This window comes from Bradyrhizobium sp. LMG 9283, assembly GCF_045571415.1.
Classification (GTDB): Bacteria; Pseudomonadota; Alphaproteobacteria; order Rhizobiales; family Xanthobacteraceae; genus Bradyrhizobium.
On record NZ_CP120691.1, the window covers coordinates 5,525,779 to 5,545,186 of the forward strand.

Below are 19,408 nucleotides of genomic sequence, written 5' to 3' on the forward strand. Positions count from 1 at the left end.
GTCTCCGGTTCAAAGCTAGTAGTGGATGGGAAGCGGCCAGGTCGGCTGACGCTCGGTTTCATCGACGAGGTCGCGGTAACGGCCGCGAAAGAAGATCAGGGGAGCGGCGGCCTCGGCGCGGCTCGCGTGCCTGACGACACGCACCACGAAGATCACGTGGTCGCCGCCCTCGTAGTTCGCATACGGTGCACATTCGAAATGCGCCATCGCGCCCGAGATCAGCGGCGCCTCGGCATGGCCGACGGACGTCTTCACCTGGTCCCATTTGTCGGAAAGAGCGCGCGCGAACTGGTTGGAGATGTTCTCCTGGTCGCGCGCGAGGATATTCACGGCAAAACCCTTGGCCGCGAGCATTGCAGGCAGGCTGCGCGCCTTCCGGTCGACGCTGAAGAGAACCAGCGGCGGATCGAGCGAGACGGAGTTGAACGAGCTCATGGTCATGCCGATGAGCTCTTCGCCCTTCCCGCGCGCGGTCACCACGGCAACGCCGGTGGCGAATTCGCCGAGAGCACGCCTGAATGCACGATCCTCCATGGACTCCGCCTCGTCGCCCGGTCCTGATTTATAATTTTCAGATAGCTTTCTTACAAAGCGATATGGAGATGTCAATACCCTTGCTGACCGCGCGCATGCGTGCTCTTTAGGCAGCGTCCAACGCTATGATTTTGCGGAGAGAATGCCCGTGTCCGATGCGCTGTTGACGGCGTCGAAGCCCGAGTTGCTCGACAAGGATGGAGATCGCACGCTTCGCGGCCTCCTCTACGACTATTTTGCGTTCGGACGGAGCCTGGAAGCCGCCCGCGAGACGTTCGCGAGCTTCGTCGGCCTATCTCCCACTCAGTATTTGATCCTGATCGCGATCAAGAATTCGACAGCGGAAAAGCCTATGGGTGTCAACCAGGTCGCCGAACGGCTCTATCTAAGTGGCGCCTTCGTCACCAACGAGATCAACAAGCTGGTCTCTGACGGTCTGATCGAGAAAAGTCCGCACCCCGGCGACGGACGCCGCGTACAGCTCACGCTGACCGAAGACGGGATAAACCTGTTGATCCGCCTCGCCGGCTTGCAACGCCCGGTCAATGATGCCTTGTTTGGAATGCTGACGCGCGAGGAGTTCAAAGTGCTCTCGCAAATGCTCTCTCGTCTTGCGTCGAACGCCGATAGCGCGCTGAAGCTCGCCGAGCACGTTCGGGCGACGCTCACGTCGCAAAATAACAAAACGTTCCGTACCGAGCCGCAGAGAGGCCGCAAGAAGCAACGAACGAGCCGTTAGAGCCCGCGGTAGTGACTATTAGACCAACGCGTTGGGTGCTTCTCACCGCCCTGGACCAGCGACTGCGTCGTCATAACGAGGGCCGCGCGACCAGCGAGAGTCTTTGGCTCTCGATTGGGTCAGTGAGTCGCCCAACTGCATTGAGGTGGAAACGACTTCAGCCGCAGGACTGAGACTGTTGGTCAGCACTCGCCCTTTCCCTTCCCTCAGAATTTGGCGTGTAGGCTGAACCACAAAGCCTCCTCACGTTGGCTGTCATGAGATTATTCTTGATCTCCCGGTGCACACGTCGTGCACACGCCGCCTTCTAACCATTTGAAAAATCTGAACTCTCGCTCCAATCCATCATGGGCCAATTTTGGCGAAGCCATGGCCAACGAGAACGAGGCCAATTAAGCCGGAGCTTGCGGCCGCAAGCCAACAGGTCGCTTTACTTCAGTCTAGATGCTGCGATAGCGCTCGATCGAGGCAAGATCGGGCACTATTCCGAGCCCGGGGTCTCCGCCCAGCTTAACGGTCCCTTCCCTCACATTGACAATCGAGCCACAGAACAGATCGCGCAGTGGGTTATCGTTGGCATCGACTTCCAGCCAGCCATCGCCTCCGATACCGGCGAGAAGATGCGCGGACGCAAGCAAGCCAAGACCTCCGCCGAGATAGTGCGGGCAAAACGTCTTGCCCGCCCCCAGGATGTCGCGAGCCAGCCCGGCGCAAAGGCTGAGGCCGCCCCATTTCGCAATATCAGGCTGAACCACGCCAAGCACGCCTTCGGACAGAACGTCCTTGAAGGCTTCGACGCTCGAAATGTTCTCGCCGCCGGCAATTGGCATCGTCGCTGCGGCGTGCAGCCTGCGCCACTCCTCGCGTGGGCGATCGGCGCGGATCGGTTCCTCCAACCAGCGCAGATCGAATTCGGCAAGCCGCGGCAGCATCTGAAGCGCCTGCGCCATTGACCAGCCCTGATTGGCATCGGCAGCGAGCATGCCGGCGCCGACAAGTCCGCGCAGCGCGGCCAAATTGGCGAGGTCGGTCTCGGTGCCAAAGCTGACCTTCAGCTTCAAGGCACGGTGACCGCGCGCGAGCGCGGCCTCCGCTGTCTGTGCCGCGCCCCCGGGATTGATGCCGCTGGCATAGACCTTGATCGTGTCCGACTGGCCGCCCAGAAGCCGCCAAAGCGGCAAACGCTGGCGGCGTGCGGAGAGGTCCCACAGCGCGAGATCGATACCGGCGATCGCCTGCGCAAATGGCCCCGGTTCGCCGCATTGAAGCGCCAGGACCTCGGTGCCCTTGCTCAGGGTCTCGAAGGCCCGAGCAGGACTATCGAATTTGCGACCGACAAGGCCGGGCCCAAGCACCTCGTTGACAAGCCGGGCGCGATGCTCCGCGCCGGGCGCTGGAAAGTTGGACCAGGCTTCACCCCATCCCTCGACGCCGTCTTCGTCGACAGCGCGAACGAAGACAGCGGGACGGTTGAGCATCCTGCCGAACGACGTCACGACCGGCGTCGCCAGTGGATAGCGATAGCAGAACGCCTCGATCGAGCGGATGGTGAAGCCGTCAGTCATGTTGCGAATCCTGCGATCGGGATGGATCGCGCAGAGCCACTATCTCAGTAGGCGCGCGAAGTCATCACGTGCCTTCCACAGCGCGGGCCTTAGCCGCACCGACCGCGCCGAGTGCTGGGGACAGCCCGAGGACATCGCCGGCCCTTTCTCCTTCCTGTGCATGCCGGCTTCACAATATGCGACCGGCACAGTGGTCGCAGGATCCCTCGCGGGGTGACCCCGCTCCCATCATCTGCTGCACCGCGAAACCATTTGCGCCGCAACATCCAAAATGAGACTGCCCGTCAAGCCGAACGAGGCGCCCACGCATGCGCCGCGTGCAACTTCGGCTAGCTTTCCCGTCAAATCCGCGAGCGTTTGAGAGCCGCGGGCGTCGCGCCGGTGGCGACAAATCGACGACAGAGGGGAGGAGCACAATGTCGAAATGCAGTGTGGGACTGCTCGCGCTGAGCAGCCTGTTTCTTTCGGGCGCCGCAATCGCTCAGGAAAAGATCAAGGTCGGCGTGACCGCAACTCTCGAGGGCACCTACACGGTGCTCGGCGAGGACGGCATGCGCGGACACCAGACGGCGCTCAACGTGCTGGGCAAAAAGGTCGGCGACAAGGAGCTCGAGTTCATCGTCGCCTCGACCGACGCAACGCCGGACTCCGCCGTACGCGCCGTGCGCAAGCTAATCGAGCAAGACAAGGTGCAGATCCTGCTCTCGCCGCTCTCCGGCGACGAAGGCATCGCGGTGAAGAACTTCGCCAAGACCCATCCCGAGCTGACCTTCATCAATGCGGCCTCCGGCGCCCAGGAAACGACTTACGTCGATCCGGCCCCGAACTTCTTCCGTTACAACATGGACGGCGCGCAGTGGCAGGTCGGCCTCGGCAAATACGCCTATGAGGACAAGAAGTATCGCAAGATCGCAACCGTCGGCGAGGACTATTCCTTCATCTACACCCAGGTGTTCGGGCTGGTGCTCGAGTTCTGCGGAATGGGCGGACAGGTCACCAACCGGCAATGGGTGCCGCTGGGAACGAAGGACTTCGCCTCCGTCATCGCCGCCCTGCCCGATGACGTCGATGCCATCTATCTCGGGCTCGGCGGCGCGGATGCCGTCAACTTCCTCAATCAGTATCAGCAGGCCGGCGGCAAGGCGCATCTGATGGGGGGTTCCATCATGATCGACCAGACCATCCTATCGTCGAAGGGCAACGCCAAGAACGCGCTGATCGGGACCATCGCGGCAAGCGGCCAGGCCGACACCTGGGAGGATCCGCGCTGGCAGAAATTCGTGAAGGCCTATCAGGACGCCTTCCCGCCCAACAAGCGTTTCCCGAGCCCATCGCTGCTCGCGACCAACTACTATGGTTCAACCATGGCGCTGATCCTCGCGCTGCGCCAGGTCAATGGCGATCTCTCCAACAACCAGGCGAAGTTCAAGGAAGCGCTGGCGAAGATCGAGCTCGACGCGCCGAACGGCAAGATCAAGCTCGATTCCAACCGCCAGGCGATCGGCACAAACTTCGTCACTGAGGTCGTCGACGACGGCAAGGGCGCGCTGTTCAGCAAGGTCGTGAAGGTGATCCCGAACGTGAACCAGACGCTCGGCTACGATCCGGCCGTCTTCGCGAAGATCGGATTGCCGAGCCGCACCGTCCCGGAATGTAAGAAGTATTGACGCATCACCTGTACAGCGCAGGCGGAGAGCGACTTGCTGACGCGGTCACTCTCCGCTCTTGCAATCTCGGCGGCGTTGTTGAACGCTGGCCGAAAAGACAAGAACGTTCGGGAGGGGAAGGCATGAGCCGTGCGCTCGCCGTCTTCCACGGCCGTTTCGGCCGGGCGACGGTTTATCAGTTGAACCGCCCTTTCAATATCCACGCCCATCGTGAAGGTCATCTGATCTTCCATGTCGGCGGCATGCCGGCATGCATCGATGTCTCCAATGGGCACTACGATCTCACTGAGACGTCTGTCGTCGCCGTCAATCCCTGGGAACCACACAACTTCCTGCCGACCGATGTCGACGGCGGCGCCATCTTCTTCGTGCTCTACGTCAATGCCGAATGGTTTGCGCCTGATGCACCCGGCTCCGACCGCATGCGTTTCGGCCGCACCCAATTCAGGCGCACGCCTGCACTCGACAAGCACATCAGGCGGACCGCTGCGCTCGTGTGCGGCGCACCATCGCTTTCCAGCCTCGATTCCGAGCTGCGGCGGCTGATCGACATCTGCTACGACGAAAGCTGGCAGCAAGCCGAGATCGCGCGCGATCCGCGCGCAAGCGGCTCCGTCACCGATTTTCGCGTACGCAAATGCATCAAGATGATGTCGGAGAGTCCTGGCGCCGAGATCGAGCTCGACACCATCGCACGCGAATCCGGCCTGTCGCGGCCACATTTCTATCGGCTGTTCCGCGTGCAGACCGGCCTCACGCCGAACCTCTATCTCAATACGCTGATCATGGAACAGGCACTCGAAGCGCTGGTGGCGAGCGAGACGCCGATCGCCGACATCGGCTTCGATCTCGGCTTCTCCTCGCAGAGCGGTTTCACCCGCTTCTTCGCTGCCAATGTCGGGATGGCCCCGACCGATTATCGTCGCGCAGCCAAGGTTTTGCGCGCCTAACCGCCGCACGAAAAGATACTCACGATCAAACGTCGCCCTCGCCGGCCGGCTAGGATGCGGGCAACGCGATCCCGAGATGATCGCGAGTCCAGGGAGGACGTTCGTCCATGGCAGGGCCAGCAGCCGGCAACGGCTTGCATGCCCCCTCGCTCCGTTTGCGGGGAGAGGGTTGGAGTGAGGGGGAGTCTCCACGAGGTCGGTTGCAGTTCGGCTCGCGGAGACTCCCCCTCACCCGCGCCTTCGGCGCGACCTCTCCCTCCAAGCGGGGCGAGGTGAAGCCATGAGCCGCTTCGTCGAACGCCATCCGGCCTGGGCGCTGATCGCGATCATTGCCGTTGCGATCGTGCTCTGGCTGGTCTTCGCGGTCTGGCCGCCCGGGCTTGAAGAGGCGATCGGCCGCAAGCGTGTCTTCCTCAACGCGGTCTTCAATGGCATCACGCTCGGAGGCCTCTACTTCCTCGTCGCCAGCGGCTTCACGCTGATCTTCGGCCTGATGCGCAACGTCAACCTCGCGCATGGCTCGCTCTATCTGTTCGGCGGTTATGTCGGCTACGCCATCAGCGCCTCGACCGGCTCCTGGATCCTCAGCTTCATCGTCGCCTTCATCCTGACCGCCCTGGTCGGCGTCCTGCTCCAGGTCATCGTGTTCCGCCGGATGGAGGGACAGGATCTCAGGCAGACCATGGTGACGATCGGACTTTCGATCGTGTTTGCCGATCTGATGCTCTGGGCCTGCGGTGGCGACTTCTACCAGATCCAGACGCCGAATTGGTTGATCGGCCCTGTGGAGCTGCCGCTGATCACGGCGGTGAAATCCTCGGGCGAGCCGGTCTATCTCAGATATCCCTTGGTACGGCTCGCGATCTTCGTCGCCTCGGTGGTCATTGGCGTCGCAATGTGGCTCGCGCTCAACCGCACCCGGATCGGCATGATCATTCGCGCCGGCGTCGACGATCGCGATATCCTCGCCGCGACGGGCGTGCGCATCCAGCTCGTCTTCGTGCTGGTCTTCGCCTTCGGCGCAGGACTTGCGGGCATTGCCGGCGTGGTCGGCGGCACCTTCCAGTCATTGTCGCCGGGCGAGGACATCCGCTTCCTGCTCGCCTCGCTCGTGGTCGTGATCGTGGGCGGCATGGGTTCGATCCCCGGCGCTGCGCTCGGCGCGCTGATCATCGGCCTCGCCGAACAGCTCGGCTCGGTCTACATCCCGACCTACGCCATCGTCGTGACCTTCCTGATCATGGTGCTTGTGCTGGCGATCCGGCCGCAGGGCCTTCTGGCGAGGCGCTGAGATGTCACTCGCCCACGATGCCCGTGTTGCCGTTCGTCACGCTGTCGGTTCGCAGCGCCCGGCGCGAACATGGCCGGAGATCAACAATCCCGCCGCCTGGATCGTCGCAGCCATTCTGCTGATCATGCCGCTGATCGCGAGCGGCTTCTTCCTGATCGAGATCTTCGCGACCACGCTGATCCTCGGCACCATGGCGTTGAGCCTGATGTTCCTCGCCGGCTATGGCGGCATGGTCAGCCTGATGCAGCTCACCATTGCGGGCTTCTCGGCCTACATGGTCGCCGTGTTCGGCGTCAGCGGTAATCCGAATATCAGCCTGGGCTGGCCGTGGTGGCTCGCCGTCCCGACGGCGCTGGCACTGGCGACGGCATTCGGCACGCTCGGCGGCGCGCTCGCGGTGCGCACCGAAGGCATCTACACCATCATGATCACGCTGGCGATTGGAGCCGCCTTCTACTATTTCACCAACCAGAACTGGGCGATCTTCAACGGCCATACCGGCATCAACAATGTCGCCACGCCGCTCTTCTGGGGCGTGAACTGGCGCGCCGACATCCCCTTCTATTACGTCGTGCTGGCGGTCGCCGCGCTCTGCTATTTCGCGGTCGAATATCTCTCGCGCGCGCCCTTCGGCCTTGCACTTCAGGGTGTACGCGACAATCCGCGGCGCATGGCGGCGCTCGGCTTCAACGTCAATGCGCACCGCATCGCCGCCTACGCCTTTGCATCCTTCGTGGCCGCGCTCGCCGGCGTCCTCCAGGTCTGGAACTATCGCCAGATCTCGCCGGGCTCGGTGAGTGTCGGCGCCTGCATCGATGTGCTGATCATCGCCGTCGTCGGCGGCATCACGCGCCCGATCGGTCCCTTCATCGGCGCGCTGATCTTCGTGCTGCTGCGCACGTTTGCGCTCGACTTCCTGGTCCGGCTCGGGCTCGACGGCAACCGCTTCCGCCTGCTGATCGGACTCGGCTTCCTTGCCATCGTGTTCTGGTCGTCCGACGGCGTCATTGGCCTGTGGCAGCGTTGGCGTCAGAGTCAGCATCCCCGCAACGATCGCCAAGGCGGAGGACGCGGCCATGGATAGCGTCGCTCAACGCCTTTCCGCCGTCGGCGCCGGTGCCGCTCTGGAACTGCGCGGGGTGACGCGGCTGTTCGGCGCGCTGGCGGCGCTCACCGACGTCACCATCACCGTGCGTCCCGGCGAACGACGAGCCGTGCTCGGCTCGAACGGCGCCGGCAAGACCACACTGTTCAACTGCATCACCGGCGACTTCCCGCCCTCCTCCGGCACCATCCGCTTCTTCGGCGAGGACGTCACGCACTTCCCGCCCTATGAGCGCATCCGCCGCGGGCTGCGCCGGACCTACCAGATCTCAGCGCTGTTCCCCGGCCTTACCGTGCAGGACAATGTCTATCTCGCCTGCCGCGGCGTCTCGCGCGGACGCTTCTCGTTCCTGCGGCCGGGACAGAACGATGCCTTGATGCACGCGGCCGACAATCTCGTGCAGGCCGTGCATCTGGCCGCCGTGAAGGACCAGCGCGTGGCCGAGCTTGCGCACGGCCAGCAGCGCCAGCTCGAAATCGCGCTCGCGCTCGCCGGCGCGCCGCGCTTCGTCCTGTTCGACGAGCCGGCTGCTGGCCTGTCGCCGACCGAACGAGCCGAGCTGATCGAGATCCTGACGTCGCTGCCGGCGCATATCGGCTATATCATCATCGAGCACGACATGGACGTCGCGCTGCGCGTCGTCGAGAGCGTCACGATGATGCACAACGGGCGCGTCTTCAAGGAAGGCCTGCCGGAGGAGATCCAGTCCGATCCCGAGGTGCAGGAGCTCTATCTTGGAGGCGGCCATGAATGACGCGCGCCGCAGCAGTGCCGCGCTCGAGGTGCGCGGCCTCGACGTCTATTACGGCCACTCCCACGCGCTGCAAGGTGTCGATTTCACACTGGAGAGCGGCGTGTTCTCCGTCGTCGGCCGCAACGGCATGGGCAAGACCACGTTGTGCAAGGCGATCATGGGTCTGGTCGGCGTGAGCGGCGGCTCGATCCGCGTCCGCGGCGAGGACGTCACACGGCGGCCGCCGGCTCAGATCGCCCGGCTCGGCGTCGGCTATGTGCCGCAGGGACGGCGCCTGTGGCGCTCGCTCAGTGTCGATGAGCATTTGCGGCTCGCTGGCGGCATGCGCTCCGGCGCCTGGACCGTCGAGCGCATCTACCAGACCTTCCCGCGTCTCGCCGAACGCAGGGATCACGGTGGCGGTCAGCTCTCCGGCGGCGAGCAGCAGATGCTGGCGATCTCGCGCGCGCTGCTCACCAATCCGCACCTGCTCATCATGGACGAGCCGACCGAAGGCCTCGCGCCCGTCATCGTCGCACAGGTCGAGGAGATGCTGCTGCAGCTCGGCGAAGACGGCGACATCTCCGTGCTCGTGATCGAGCAGAATATTGGCGTCGCCACCGCGATCTCGCGCAACGTCGCGATCATGGTCAATGGTCGCATCAACCGCATCATCGACTCCGCGCGCCTTGCCGCCGACCGCGAGCTCCAGCAGCGCCTGCTCGGCGTCGGGCTCCACGCCGAGCTCGAGCCGGAGATCGACGTCGCCGCACCGGGCGTCGAGCCCAAACCTGCGCCGGCGCCACGCCGCGACGGACCGGTTCGCATCTACATCTCCAACCCGACGCTCCCGACGCGATGGTCGCAACCGGTGCCGATCGCGCGCATCGAGGCTGCGGCGCGTACGCTCTCGACGCAAGTCGCGCGGCTCGACGAGACGGCGCGGCGCAAGCGCGAGCCGGTGGCGGCCCAGGCCTCGGGCCCACCCGTCGTGCTGGTCGTCGGCACGCTCGACACCAAGAGTGCCGAGCTGCGCTACATCCGCGACATCATCGCTGAAAGCGGCCTGCGCACGCGGCTGGTCGACGTCTCGACCAGTGGCAAGCATTCGTCGTGCGACGTCTCTGCGCAGGAGATTGCGCTGAATCACGCCCGTGGCGGCTCCGCTGTATTCGGCCCCGACCGCGGTGCGGCCGTGACGGCGATGGCGGATGCTTTCGCCAACTGGCTGCGGCGCCAGGGCAATGTCGCCGGCGTGATCTCGGCCGGCGGCTCCGGTGCGGCGTCGCTGGTCGCCCCGGGCATGCGGGCGCTGCCGGTCGGCGTGCCCAAGCTGATCATCTCCTCGGTCGCCTCCGGTGACGTCGGGCCCTATGTCGGCCCCGCCGACATCACCATGATGTACTCGGTCACCGACGTGCAGGGGCTGAACTCGATCTCGCGCGCGGTGCTGGCCAACGGGGCCAATGCACTCGCCGGCATGGTCAAGGCGCGGCTCGATGCGCGTGCCGCGATGGAGCGCGCGGTCAGCGGGCTGCCTGCGATCGGCATCACCATGTTCGGCGTCACCACGCCGGCCGTGCAAAAGATCGCGGCCGAGCTGCGCGACGATTTCGAATGCCTGGTCTTCCACGCCACCGGCGTCGGCGGCCGGTCCATGGAAAAGCTCGTGGAGTCCGGCCAGCTCGCCGGCGTCATCGACCTCACCACGACCGAGATCTGCGACCTGCTGATGGGCGGCGTGTTCCCGGCGACCGAGGATCGCTTTGGCGCGATCATTCGCAGCCGCCTGCCCTATGTCGGCTCGGTCGGCGCGCTCGACATGGTCAATTTCGGCGCCCCCGACACCATTCCCGAGCGCTATCGCGGCCGCAAACTCCATGTCCACAATCCGCAGGTGACGTTGATGCGGACGACGGCCGAAGAGAACGAGCGCATGGGGCGCTGGATCGGCGAGCGGCTCAACCAGATGGATGGCCCGGTGCGTTTCTTCCTGCCCGAGGGCGGCGTTTCCGCACTCGATGCGCGGGGCCAGCCATTCTGGGATCCGGACGCCGATGCGGCGCTGTTCCGTACCCTGGAGCGCACGGTGCGACAGACCGGCAATCGCCAGCTCATTCGCATCCCTAAGAACATCAACGATCCCGACTTTGCCGCCACCATCGTCAGCGCGTTCCGAACCCTGTTCGGGCGCACCGGCGCGCGGCGGAGACTAGCGAGGTGACCGATGGCGAGGTTTGAACGCGCAGCGCTGCTGAAGAGGTTTCGCGACATGGCAAGGCGCGGCGAGCCGATTGTCGGCGGCGGCGCCGGCACCGGCCTGTCCGCCAAATGCGAGGAAGCCGGCGGCGTCGACCTCATCGTCATCTACAATTCCGGCCGCTATCGCATGGCCGGCCGCGGCTCGCTCGCGGGCCTGATGGCCTACGGCGATGCCAACGCGATCGTGGTCGACATGGCAAACGAGGTGCTGCCCGTGGTCACCAGGACGCCGGTGCTAGCCGGCGTCAACGGCACCGATCCGTTCCGCGACATGGACGTGTTTCTCGACCAGCTGAAGGCGCTCGGGTTTGCCGGCGTCCAGAACTTTCCGACCGTCGGCCTGATCGACGGCACGTTCCGCGCCAATCTTGAAGAGACCGGCATGTCCTACGCGCTCGAGATCGACATGATCGCCAAGGCGCACGACAAGGACATGCTGACCACGCCCTACGTGTTCAGCGAGAAGGAAGCCGCAGCGATGGCAATCGCAGGCGCCGACATCATCGTCTGCCACATGGGTCTGACGACCGGCGGCACGATCGGCGCGCAGACAGCGCTGAAGCTGAAGGACTGCCCGGCGCATATCGACACCTGGGCCTCTGCCGCCCTGAGCGTCAATCCGGACGTTCTGGTGCTCGCGCATGGCGGTCCGATCGCCGATCCCGCGGATGCCGATTTCATCATGAAGAACACCCGCCACTGCCACGGCTTCTACGGCGCCTCCTCGATGGAGCGGCTGCCCGTGGAGCGGGCGCTGACGGAGCAGGTACGTCAATTCAAGGCGATCGGCGCGCGCTAACGCCTGAAGGGTTCGAGGGAGGGAAAGATGTCAGGGATGTTGGTCGGTGAATTGATCCTCTGGCTGATCGTCGCGATCATCGTGATCGTGGTTGGCGTCTATATCGTGAACTGGCTCTACCATCGCTCCTCCAAGGAGACGTCGTTCGTCCGAACCGGCTTCCTCGGCGAACGCGTGGTGATCAATGGCGGCGCCTTTGTGCTGCCGTTCATCCATGACTACACGCCGGTCAACATGAACGTGCTGCCGATGGGCATCGTCCGTTCGAAGCAGGATGCGGTGATCACCCGCGACCGCATGCGCGTCGACATCGAGGCCGACTTCTACGTCCGCGTGCAGCCGACCCGCGAGGCGGTCTCGATCGCGGCGGCCACGCTCGGCCGCCGCACCATGGAGCCAGAGCAGCTGCACGCCCTGCTCGCCGGCAAGTTCATCTCCGCGATCCGCTCGGTCGCCTCCGAAATGACCATGGAGGAGATGCACGAGCGGCGCGGCGACTATGTCGCGCGGGTCAAGACCAATGCGGCCGAAGCGCTCGCGCAGAACGGCCTCGAACTGGAATCGGTCGCGATCACCGATCTCGACCAGACCGACCTGGAATTCTTCAACCCATCGAACCGGTTCGACGCCGAAGGTCTGACCCGCCTGATGGAGGACATCGAGGCCAAGCGGAAGCTGCGCAACGACATCGAGCAGGATTCGATGATCAAGATCCGCTCCCGCAATCTGGAGGCCGAGCGGCAGGCGCTGGAAATCGAGCGCGAGAGCGAGACCGCGCGCCTGGAACAGGAACGCGACATCGAGATGCGCCGCGCGCTCCAGCGCACGGAAGTCGCCCGCGAACGGGCGCTGCGCGAGACCGAAGCCGAACAGGCGCAGATTTCCGCCCGCGAGGCAATCGAGCGCGCACGCATCGCCAACGATCAGGCGATCGCCGAGGCCCGCATCGCCTCCGAGCGCGAGACCCGCCAGAAGGAGATCGAACGGACCCGCACCATCGAGGAGAAGGAGCTGCTGGCGCGGGAGGAGATCGAGAAGACCCGGATCGCCAACCAGCGTTCGATCGACACCACCCGCATCGCCTCGGAGCGCGAGGTCCGCCAACGCGAGATCGAACGGATGCGCACGGTCGAGGAAGCCGAGATCGCCGCCCGCGAAGCCATCGAGAAGGCACGGATCCAGCAGGATCGCGTCGTCACCGACGCTCGTATCGCCAATGAAGAGGAGACGCGTCGCCGCGAGATCGAGCGCACGCGCGCCGTGGACGAAGCCGAGATCGCCGCGCGCGAAGCGACCGAAAAGGCCCGCATCGCGCAAACCATGACCGTCAATGTCGAGCGCATTTCCTCGGACGAGCGCACCCGCGCGCTGGAGATCCAGCAGGTACGGACCATCCAGGAGGCCGAGATCGAGGCCCAGCGCGCGGTCGAGGCCGCCCGCATCGCGCGCGAGCGGACGCTGGCTGCCGAGCGGATCGCCGCCGAACAGAACACGCGGCAGCTCGAGATCGAGCGCAACCAGGCGCTCGACGTCGCCGGCATCGCCGCGCGCGAGACCACCGAGGCCACCCGTATCGCGCAGGAGGAGCGCGTGCGTTCGCTGGAGATCGCCCGCAATCGCGCCGTCGAGGAAGCCGACATCGCCTCGCGCGAGGCGATCGAAGCGGCCCGCATCGCCCAGGAGAAGGCGGTCGCGGCCGAGCGCATCCAGGCCGAACGCGAGACCCGCGCGCTGGAAATCGAACGAACCGGCGCGCTGGAGGCGGCCGAGCTGAAGCGGCGCGACGCTGTCGAGCGCCAGCGCATCACGGTCGATCTCGCGCTCGAGGCCGAGCGTATCAATTCCTCCAAGAAGCGTGAGGTGCTCAACATCGAGCAGAAGAAGGCGATCGAGATCGCCGATGAGGACCGAGTCATCGCGCTGTCCACCAAGAAGTCCGAGCGGATCGACGCGGACCGTCAGGTCCGGCAGGCCGAGATCGTCGCCCGCAAGGAGGTCGAGACCACCGACGTCTCGCGTGAGCAGGCGCTGGAGGCGGCCCGAATCGAACGCCGCCGCGCGATCGAGCAACTCGAGGTCGCCCGCGTCCAGTCGCTCCAGGAGGCCGAAATCGCCGCGCGCGAGGAGGTCGAGCGTGCCCGCATCGCCTCCGACCGTGGCCTTGACGAGGCCCGCATCGGCCGCGAACGCGAGCTGCGCAAGCTTGAGGTCAATCGCGAAAAGGACGTCGAAACAGTGCTGATGGAGAAGGCCATCGCCATCCATCAGAAGTCGCTGGAGGAGTCCGCGGCTCGCGCTGCCGCCGAGGAGGCACGGATGCGTGCGACCGAAGCTGCCGAGCGCGTCGTAACCGCACGCGAGAGCGAGATCGCAAAGCGGCGCAAGACTGTCGAGGTGCTGCTGGCGGAGAAACAGGCCGAAGAAACCCGCATCGCCGCCGAAGCCGAGCGCGTGCGCGCAGCCGTCGAGGCCGAGGCGCAGCGGATGCTCAACGAGGCCGAGAACGTGCTGACCGATCAGGCGCGCTACTCGTTGTTCCGCAGGAAACTGCTCGACCGCATCGAGGGCATCGTGCGCGAAAGCGTCAAGCCGATGGAGAAGATCGAGGGCATCCGCATCCTCCAGGTCGATGGCCTCAACGGCAACGGCCACGGGAATGGCAATGGGGGCCGCAGCGCCACCGACGAGGTGATCGACTCGGCACTGCGCTACCGCGTCCAGGCGCCGCTGATCGATTCGATCCTGTCGGACATCGGCGTCGAGGGCGGCAGTCTCGCGAAAATGCCGGGCCTGATCCGGGAAGCCCGCGATATGCAGGGCATCAAGGATTCCGCGCGCAAGAGCGGCGGTGGCGGCGACAAGCCGGCGGCCTCCCCGCCCGCGGCCGAGAGCGGCGAGCCGCCGGCCGAGCGCGGGCCAAGAAAGAAGAGCTGAGGTCTGAGCCATGGCCCGCGTCTACGTCTCCACCGTCGTCAACGCCCGCAACGACCGCGTCTGGGCGCGGGTACGCGATTTCAATGGCCTGCCGAACTGGCATCCCGCCATCGCCGAAAGCCGCATCGAGGGCGGCGAACCCTCCGACAAGATCGGTTGTGTGCGAGATTTTCGCCTGCGCAATGGCGACCGCATCCGCGAGAAGCTCCTTGGCCTCTCCGACTACGACATGTTCTGCACCTACTCGATCCTGGAATCGCCGATGGGCGTCGAGAACTACGTCGCGACGCTGCGGCTGACGCCCGTCACCGATGGCGACCAGACTTTTGTGGAATGGACCGCAGAATTCGATTGCGCGCCGGAACGCGAGACCGAGCTCGTCAATAATATCGGCGGCGGCGTCTTTCAGGGCGGCTTCGACGCCCTGAAGCGCGTGTTCGGGGGCTAGCCGTGCCGCATATCGTCAAGAGCACGATCCTGAACGCGCCGACCGACGCCGTGTGGGATGTGCTGCGCGATTTCAACGGCCACGATCGCTGGCATCCGGCGGTTGCGACCTCCGCGATCGAACGCGCGCAATCCGCCGACAAGATCGGCTGCGTCAGGCGGTTCAAGCTCAAGGACGGATCCGAGCTGCGGGAACAATTGCTGGCGCTGTCCGACCTCGAGCAGACTTTTAGCTATTGCCTGCTCGATACGCCGATCCCGATGTTCAACTACGTCGCCCATGTCCGTCTGCTCCCGGTCACCGATGGCGACCGCACCTTCTGGCAATGGGAGTCGCGATTCACCACGAAGTCCGAGGACAAGGACCGCATCACCCACATGGTCGCGGAAGACATCTATCAGGCCGGATTCGAAGCGATCCGGCGCCATCTGAGGGAGGCCGCATAGTATGGCCGTGACAGTAAAGACGTTTGCGAATGCGAGCGAGGCAGCCGGGGCGCTGTCGTCGGACCATAGTGCGCGCTACCTCGGCGGCGGAACCCTGGTGATGCGGGCGCTGAACGAAGGCGATGTCTCGATTTCGACGATCGTCCGCGCGCAGGACCAGGCACTGACCCGGATCGATGCGTCCGGCCCGCGCGTGACGTTGGGCGCCGGCGTCACCTTCGCGCGCGTCCTCGCCGAACGCGACCTCGCCTTCCTGCACGCGCCCGCCCGCTCGATCGGAGGCCCTGCCGTGCGCAACATGGGCACGGTCGGCGGCAATCTCTTCGCGCCGAACCCTTACGGCGATTTCACCGTGGCGCTACTGGCACTCGACGCCACGGTCGCGGTGCAAGGCGGCTTCGGCGCCCGCGATATTCCGATCGAGGAATTCCTGCAATCGCGCGAGCGACAGTCCGGCGCGCTGGTGCTGTCGGTCTCCTGCACCCGGCCCTCCAGCGCGGAGGCCTTCCGCTATCGCAAGATCGCGCGCATCAAGCCGAAGGGCGGCTCGGTGATCACGCTCGCCGCGCATCTGCCGATCAGCGGCGGCCGGATCGCCGGCGCCCGGATCGCGCTGGGCTCGATGGCGCCGACGCAGATCCGTGCCCGCGCGGCCGAACGCGCCCTCGACGGCCGCTTGCTGGACGCAGCAACCATCGCGGCGGCCGCATCAGCGGCAGCCGAAGGAACATCGCCATCCGACAACGCGCTCGGCAGCGCCTGGTATCGCCGCGAGATCGTCGGCGTGCATTTGCGGCGCCTGCTATCGGGACAGGAATAGATCGCCATGGCAAAAATCCCCCTGCAGTTTCGCCACAATGGCCGTGAGGTCGCGATCTTCGTCGATGGCGGCACCAATCTCCTGGTGGCGCTGCGCGAATTGATCGGCGACATGACCCCGAAATTCGGCTGCGGTCAGGGCGGCTGCGGCACTTGCAGCGTGCTGATCGACGGAGACCTCCACCTCTCCTGCCTGACGCTGGCCGAGACGGTGGCGGGCCGCTCGGTCGAGACGCTCGACGGCATGAAGCAGGGCCCGAACCTGCATCCGCTCCAGCGCGCCTTCGCCGACAATTTTGCCGCGCAGTGCGGCTATTGCACGCCGGGCATGCTGATGGCCGCCAAGGCCCTGCTCGACCGCAATCCCTCCCCGAGCCGGGCCGACGTGATTGAGGCGATCTCCGGCAATATCTGCCGCTGCACCGGCTACGAGCCGATCATCAATGCCATCCTCGCCGCCGCGGGCGGTCGGGCCAGCGCCTGAGGTCAGACCATGCTGGAATTACGCAAGGACATCTTCGCCGACGAGCGCGACGACAATCTCAAGGAGATCGGCAGGGGCACGCAGCGCCAGGACATGCTCGGCCACATCACGGGCACGTCGAGCTATTTCAATGATCATAAGCTGCAGGGCATGCTGCACCTGAAGGTCCTGCGCTCGACCCATGCCCATGCAAGGCTGCGCCGCATTGACACCACGGAGGCCGAGCGCTCGGCCGGCGTGCGCCGGATCATTCGCGGCGCCGACGTGCCGGTCAACCTCAATACGCTGCTTAGCCTGATCAACTTCGGCAAGGACGACGAGCCGTCGCTGGCCGTCGACAAGGTTCGCTACAAGGGCGAACCGATCCTTGCCGTCGTCGCCGACAGCGAGCGCGAGGCGTTCGAGGCGATCGCAAAGGTCAGGGTCGACTACGAACCGCTGCCGACCGTGTTCGACGTCGAGGACGCGCTCAAGCCCGGTGCGCCCGTGGTCAACGAGACCTATCCGAAGAACGCCTTCATCTATCACGACGTATATGACCACCAGCGCCTGCGTTTTGGCGATGCCGATGCGGCGCTCGCAACCGCGGACCACGTCCTCGAGCAGCGCTACCAGATGTCGCCGATCGAGCACGCGCCGACTGAGACCAATGGCGCGATTGCCGCCCCCGACACCAACGGCCGCTACGTCGTCTACACCTCAACCCAGGCGCTGTTCTTCTCGGTTGACACCTGCGCCAAGATCCTCGACGTGCCGTCCAACACCTTCCACTTCATCGGCGGCACCGTCGGCGGCGGCTTTGGCGGCAAGGTGGATACGCTGACCGAACCGCTCGCCATCCTCGGCGCCATGCTGACGGGGCGTCCCGTCCGCTACGTGTTCGGCCGCGAAGAGGAGATGCAATACGGCCCGCCGCGCGGCGCCGAACGCATCTACATCAAGGACGGCGTCATGCGCGACGGCCGCATCGTGGCGCGCAAGATCCGCGCCTATTTCGACAGCGGGGCCTATACGCGGCTGTCGAGCTATGCCGCGGTGAAATGCGCCGCGCACCTGCCGGGGCCTTACACGATCCCGAACGTCTATGGCGACGTCTATTGCGTCTTCACCAACCGCACGCCGGCGACCGCCATGCGCGGCTTCGGCGTCACAGCGATGGATTTTGCCATCGAGTGCCAGATGGACAAGCTCGCGAACCTCGTCGGCATGGACCCGATGGAGTTCCGGATTCTGAACGCTTATCGCGACGGCGACATGAAGGCGCACCGCCGCGAGGCCAAGAATACCGCCTTGATCGAATGCGTGCAGGTCGCGGCCGAAAAAGCCAAATGGCCGATCCGCGACGAGTTCAGACGCGCCTCCTCGCGCAGGGACGGCGGCGGCAGCCGCGCCGTGATCCCGCCGACACCGACGGATTCGCGCGCAAGGCCGACCGCGCCGGCACAGCAGCGCACGAGCTACGATCGGCTCCCGCCCACCGTCACCCGTGAACCGCCGCGCGAGCCGCCCCCGCCATCGCCGCCGCCTGCTCCGCCGCGTCCAACCGCGCCATCCCACGGTGCCACCCGATTCTCGTCCGTATTCGGGACAAGGAGACGCTGAGATGACCAGACATCGCGGACGCGGCATGGCGTCGATCAACTATCCCATCGGCATGAATCTCGGCGGCGATCCCAGCCAGGCGCTGGTGCATTCCAACCCGAGCGGCAAGTTCACCGTAGCGTTGTCGTCGATCGACCTCGGCCAGGGCATGAAGTCGGTGACACGGCAGATCTGCGCGGAGACCCTGGGCGTGCCGGTCGAGGACGTCTATGTCGACACCGCAGACTCCGATACCGGACCCCACTGCATGGGCTCGTTCGCCTCGCGCGGCACTCATCGCGTCGGCAACGCCGTGATGGCGGCGGCCCGCGAGGCGCGCGGCGTGATGATGGAGGCGGCGGCCGAGGAGCTGGAGGTCAACGCCGCCGATCTCGAAACCGACGGCCGCGGCAACATCCACGTCAAGGGCGCGCCACACCGGTCTATCTCGACCAAGGACGTCGCGATCTCCGCGCAATTCAAGCAGGGCAAGACCATCTCCGGCCGCGGCATCTTCCTGGTGCCACTGTCGGACGTTGATCCTGAGACCGGCGAGATGTCGCCGGCGACCTGCTACGCCCATGCCTGCCTGGTCGCCGAGGTCGAGGTCGACGACGAGACTGGCGAGGTCGCGATGGTCCGGATGGATTCCGCCTATGAGCTCGGCCGCGCGCTCAACCCGCGCCTGGTCGAGCAGCAACTCGTCGGTGGCGCCTGGATGGGCGTCAGTCACGCGCTCTACGAGACGCCGGAGCCCTACTACCCAGACCCGGCCCATGGGCCTCGCGACTTCGTCGAATATCTGATGCCTGGCCCCGGCGACGTCTGCCCGCACGATATTGCGGTGCTGGAGCGCCCTGCTCCCGATGGGCCCTTCGGCGCCAAGGGTCCGGGCGAGATGTGCGCCAATCCCGTGCTGCCGGCCGTTGCCAACGCGATCTTCAACGCCGTCGGTGTCCGCATCGACGATCTGCCGATCACGCCGGAAAAGGTGCTGCGGGCGATCAAGGCCCAGGGCGGTGCGCGGCCACAGGCGCGGCGCTAGAGGGTC

The 19,408-nt window shown here is 65.3% G+C and carries 17 protein-coding genes; 15 read left to right on the top strand and 2 right to left on the bottom strand.

Annotation, left to right across the window (positions count from 1 at the left end):
• Window positions 1–15 precede the first annotated feature (15 nt).
• Entirely contained in the window at window positions 16–534 is a 519-nt protein-coding gene (locus P6U29_RS26250) for a flavin reductase family protein (RefSeq protein WP_407112979.1), read from the bottom strand.
• Between the two features lie 142 nt (window positions 535–676).
• On the opposite strand from P6U29_RS26250, the gene P6U29_RS26255 reads away from it, so the two are divergent.
• Window positions 677–1,273 (top strand): MarR family winged helix-turn-helix transcriptional regulator, encoded by a 597-nt coding sequence (locus P6U29_RS26255; RefSeq protein ID WP_407112980.1) that lies wholly within the window; start codon window positions 677–679, stop codon window positions 1,271–1,273.
• 440 nt (window positions 1,274–1,713) lie between these two features.
• Here the strand turns inward: P6U29_RS26255 and P6U29_RS26260 are convergent, their stop codons facing one another.
• Complete coding sequence (locus P6U29_RS26260; RefSeq protein ID WP_407112981.1) at window positions 1,714–2,838, bottom strand: mandelate racemase/muconate lactonizing enzyme family protein; 1,125 nt, start codon at window positions 2,836–2,838, stop codon at window positions 1,714–1,716.
• A 416-nt stretch (window positions 2,839–3,254) separates the two neighbouring features.
• Here P6U29_RS26260 and P6U29_RS26265 point away from each other — a divergent pair, with 416 nt between their 5' ends.
• The 14 genes from P6U29_RS26265 to P6U29_RS26330 all read left to right on the top strand — a co-directional run bounded on the left by P6U29_RS26265 (window position 3,255) and on the right by P6U29_RS26330 (window position 19,402).
• Window positions 3,255–4,505 (top strand): ABC transporter substrate-binding protein, encoded by a 1,251-nt coding sequence (locus tag P6U29_RS26265; protein WP_407112982.1) that lies wholly within the window; start codon window positions 3,255–3,257, stop codon window positions 4,503–4,505.
• Between the two features lie 122 nt (window positions 4,506–4,627).
• On the top strand, window positions 4,628–5,455 hold the full coding sequence (locus P6U29_RS26270; protein ID WP_407112983.1) for a helix-turn-helix domain-containing protein: 828 nt from the start codon (window positions 4,628–4,630) through the stop codon (window positions 5,453–5,455).
• A 280-nt stretch (window positions 5,456–5,735) separates the two neighbouring features.
• Window positions 5,736–6,746 (top strand): branched-chain amino acid ABC transporter permease, encoded by a 1,011-nt coding sequence (locus P6U29_RS26275; protein WP_407112984.1) that lies wholly within the window; start codon window positions 5,736–5,738, stop codon window positions 6,744–6,746.
• 1 nt (window position 6,747) lies between these two features.
• Window positions 6,748–7,830 (top strand): branched-chain amino acid ABC transporter permease, encoded by a 1,083-nt coding sequence (locus P6U29_RS26280; protein ID WP_407112985.1) that lies wholly within the window; start codon window positions 6,748–6,750, stop codon window positions 7,828–7,830.
• Window positions 7,823–8,605: an ABC transporter ATP-binding protein gene (locus P6U29_RS26285; protein WP_407112986.1), complete on the top strand. Its 783-nt coding sequence runs from the start codon at window positions 7,823–7,825 to the stop codon at window positions 8,603–8,605. The genes P6U29_RS26280 and P6U29_RS26285 overlap by 8 nt, the downstream gene beginning before the upstream one ends.
• Window positions 8,598–10,808 carry an ABC transporter permease gene (locus P6U29_RS26290; RefSeq protein ID WP_407112987.1) on the top strand — a complete coding sequence of 737 codons (2,211 nt, stop codon included), beginning with the start codon at window positions 8,598–8,600 and terminating at the stop codon, window positions 10,806–10,808. Before P6U29_RS26285 ends, P6U29_RS26290 begins: the two co-directional genes overlap by 8 nt.
• A gap of 3 nt (window positions 10,809–10,811) precedes the next feature.
• Entirely contained in the window at window positions 10,812–11,645 is an 834-nt protein-coding gene (locus P6U29_RS26295; protein ID WP_407112988.1) for a phosphoenolpyruvate hydrolase family protein, read from the top strand.
• A 27-nt stretch (window positions 11,646–11,672) separates the two neighbouring features.
• Window positions 11,673–14,579 carry a flotillin domain-containing protein gene (locus P6U29_RS26300; RefSeq protein ID WP_407112989.1) on the top strand — a complete coding sequence of 969 codons (2,907 nt, stop codon included), beginning with the start codon at window positions 11,673–11,675 and terminating at the stop codon, window positions 14,577–14,579.
• 10 nt (window positions 14,580–14,589) lie between these two features.
• Window positions 14,590–15,027, top strand: coding sequence for an SRPBCC family protein (locus P6U29_RS26305; protein ID WP_097659057.1), 438 nt, complete (start codon window positions 14,590–14,592; stop codon window positions 15,025–15,027).
• Window positions 15,028–15,029: 2 nt separating this feature from the next.
• A complete protein-coding gene (locus P6U29_RS26310; protein ID WP_407112990.1) occupies window positions 15,030–15,473 on the top strand; it encodes an SRPBCC family protein in 444 nt (147 codons plus the stop codon).
• A 1-nt stretch (window position 15,474) separates the two neighbouring features.
• A complete protein-coding gene (locus P6U29_RS26315; protein ID WP_407112991.1) occupies window positions 15,475–16,293 on the top strand; it encodes an FAD binding domain-containing protein in 819 nt (272 codons plus the stop codon).
• Between the two features lie 6 nt (window positions 16,294–16,299).
• The gene (locus P6U29_RS26320; RefSeq protein WP_407112992.1) at window positions 16,300–16,776 is read left to right on the top strand and encodes a (2Fe-2S)-binding protein; all 477 of its coding nucleotides are present in this window, start codon (window positions 16,300–16,302) and stop codon (window positions 16,774–16,776) included.
• A gap of 9 nt (window positions 16,777–16,785) precedes the next feature.
• Window positions 16,786–18,378, top strand: coding sequence for a xanthine dehydrogenase family protein molybdopterin-binding subunit (locus tag P6U29_RS26325; RefSeq protein ID WP_407112993.1), 1,593 nt, complete (start codon window positions 16,786–16,788; stop codon window positions 18,376–18,378).
• A 1-nt stretch (window position 18,379) separates the two neighbouring features.
• The gene (locus P6U29_RS26330) at window positions 18,380–19,402 is read left to right on the top strand and encodes a xanthine dehydrogenase family protein molybdopterin-binding subunit (RefSeq protein WP_407112994.1); all 1,023 of its coding nucleotides are present in this window, start codon (window positions 18,380–18,382) and stop codon (window positions 19,400–19,402) included.
• Window positions 19,403–19,408: the final 6 nt, after the last annotated feature.

Bases quoted from the DNA above. Each gene is read 5' to 3' on its own strand.
- P6U29_RS26250 (WP_407112979.1), bottom strand. From the start codon at position 534: ATGGAGGATCGTGCATTCAGGCGTGCTCTCGGCGAATTCGCCACCGGC.
- P6U29_RS26255 (WP_407112980.1), top strand. From the start codon at position 677: ATGCCCGTGTCCGATGCGCTGTTGACGGCGTCGAAGCCCGAGTTGCTC.
- P6U29_RS26260 (WP_407112981.1), bottom strand. From the start codon at position 2,838: ATGACTGACGGCTTCACCATCCGCTCGATCGAGGCGTTCTGCTATCGC.
- P6U29_RS26265 (WP_407112982.1), top strand. From the start codon at position 3,255: ATGTCGAAATGCAGTGTGGGACTGCTCGCGCTGAGCAGCCTGTTTCTT.
- P6U29_RS26270 (WP_407112983.1), top strand. From the start codon at position 4,628: ATGAGCCGTGCGCTCGCCGTCTTCCACGGCCGTTTCGGCCGGGCGACG.
- P6U29_RS26275 (WP_407112984.1), top strand. From the start codon at position 5,736: ATGAGCCGCTTCGTCGAACGCCATCCGGCCTGGGCGCTGATCGCGATC.
- P6U29_RS26280 (WP_407112985.1), top strand. From the start codon at position 6,748: ATGTCACTCGCCCACGATGCCCGTGTTGCCGTTCGTCACGCTGTCGGT.
- P6U29_RS26285 (WP_407112986.1), top strand. From the start codon at position 7,823: ATGGATAGCGTCGCTCAACGCCTTTCCGCCGTCGGCGCCGGTGCCGCT.
- P6U29_RS26290 (WP_407112987.1), top strand. From the start codon at position 8,598: ATGAATGACGCGCGCCGCAGCAGTGCCGCGCTCGAGGTGCGCGGCCTC.
- P6U29_RS26295 (WP_407112988.1), top strand. From the start codon at position 10,812: ATGGCGAGGTTTGAACGCGCAGCGCTGCTGAAGAGGTTTCGCGACATG.
- P6U29_RS26300 (WP_407112989.1), top strand. From the start codon at position 11,673: ATGTCAGGGATGTTGGTCGGTGAATTGATCCTCTGGCTGATCGTCGCG.
- P6U29_RS26305 (WP_097659057.1), top strand. From the start codon at position 14,590: ATGGCCCGCGTCTACGTCTCCACCGTCGTCAACGCCCGCAACGACCGC.
- P6U29_RS26315 (WP_407112991.1), top strand. From the start codon at position 15,475: ATGGCCGTGACAGTAAAGACGTTTGCGAATGCGAGCGAGGCAGCCGGG.
- P6U29_RS26320 (WP_407112992.1), top strand. From the start codon at position 16,300: ATGGCAAAAATCCCCCTGCAGTTTCGCCACAATGGCCGTGAGGTCGCG.
- P6U29_RS26325 (WP_407112993.1), top strand. From the start codon at position 16,786: ATGCTGGAATTACGCAAGGACATCTTCGCCGACGAGCGCGACGACAAT.
- P6U29_RS26330 (WP_407112994.1), top strand. From the start codon at position 18,380: ATGACCAGACATCGCGGACGCGGCATGGCGTCGATCAACTATCCCATC.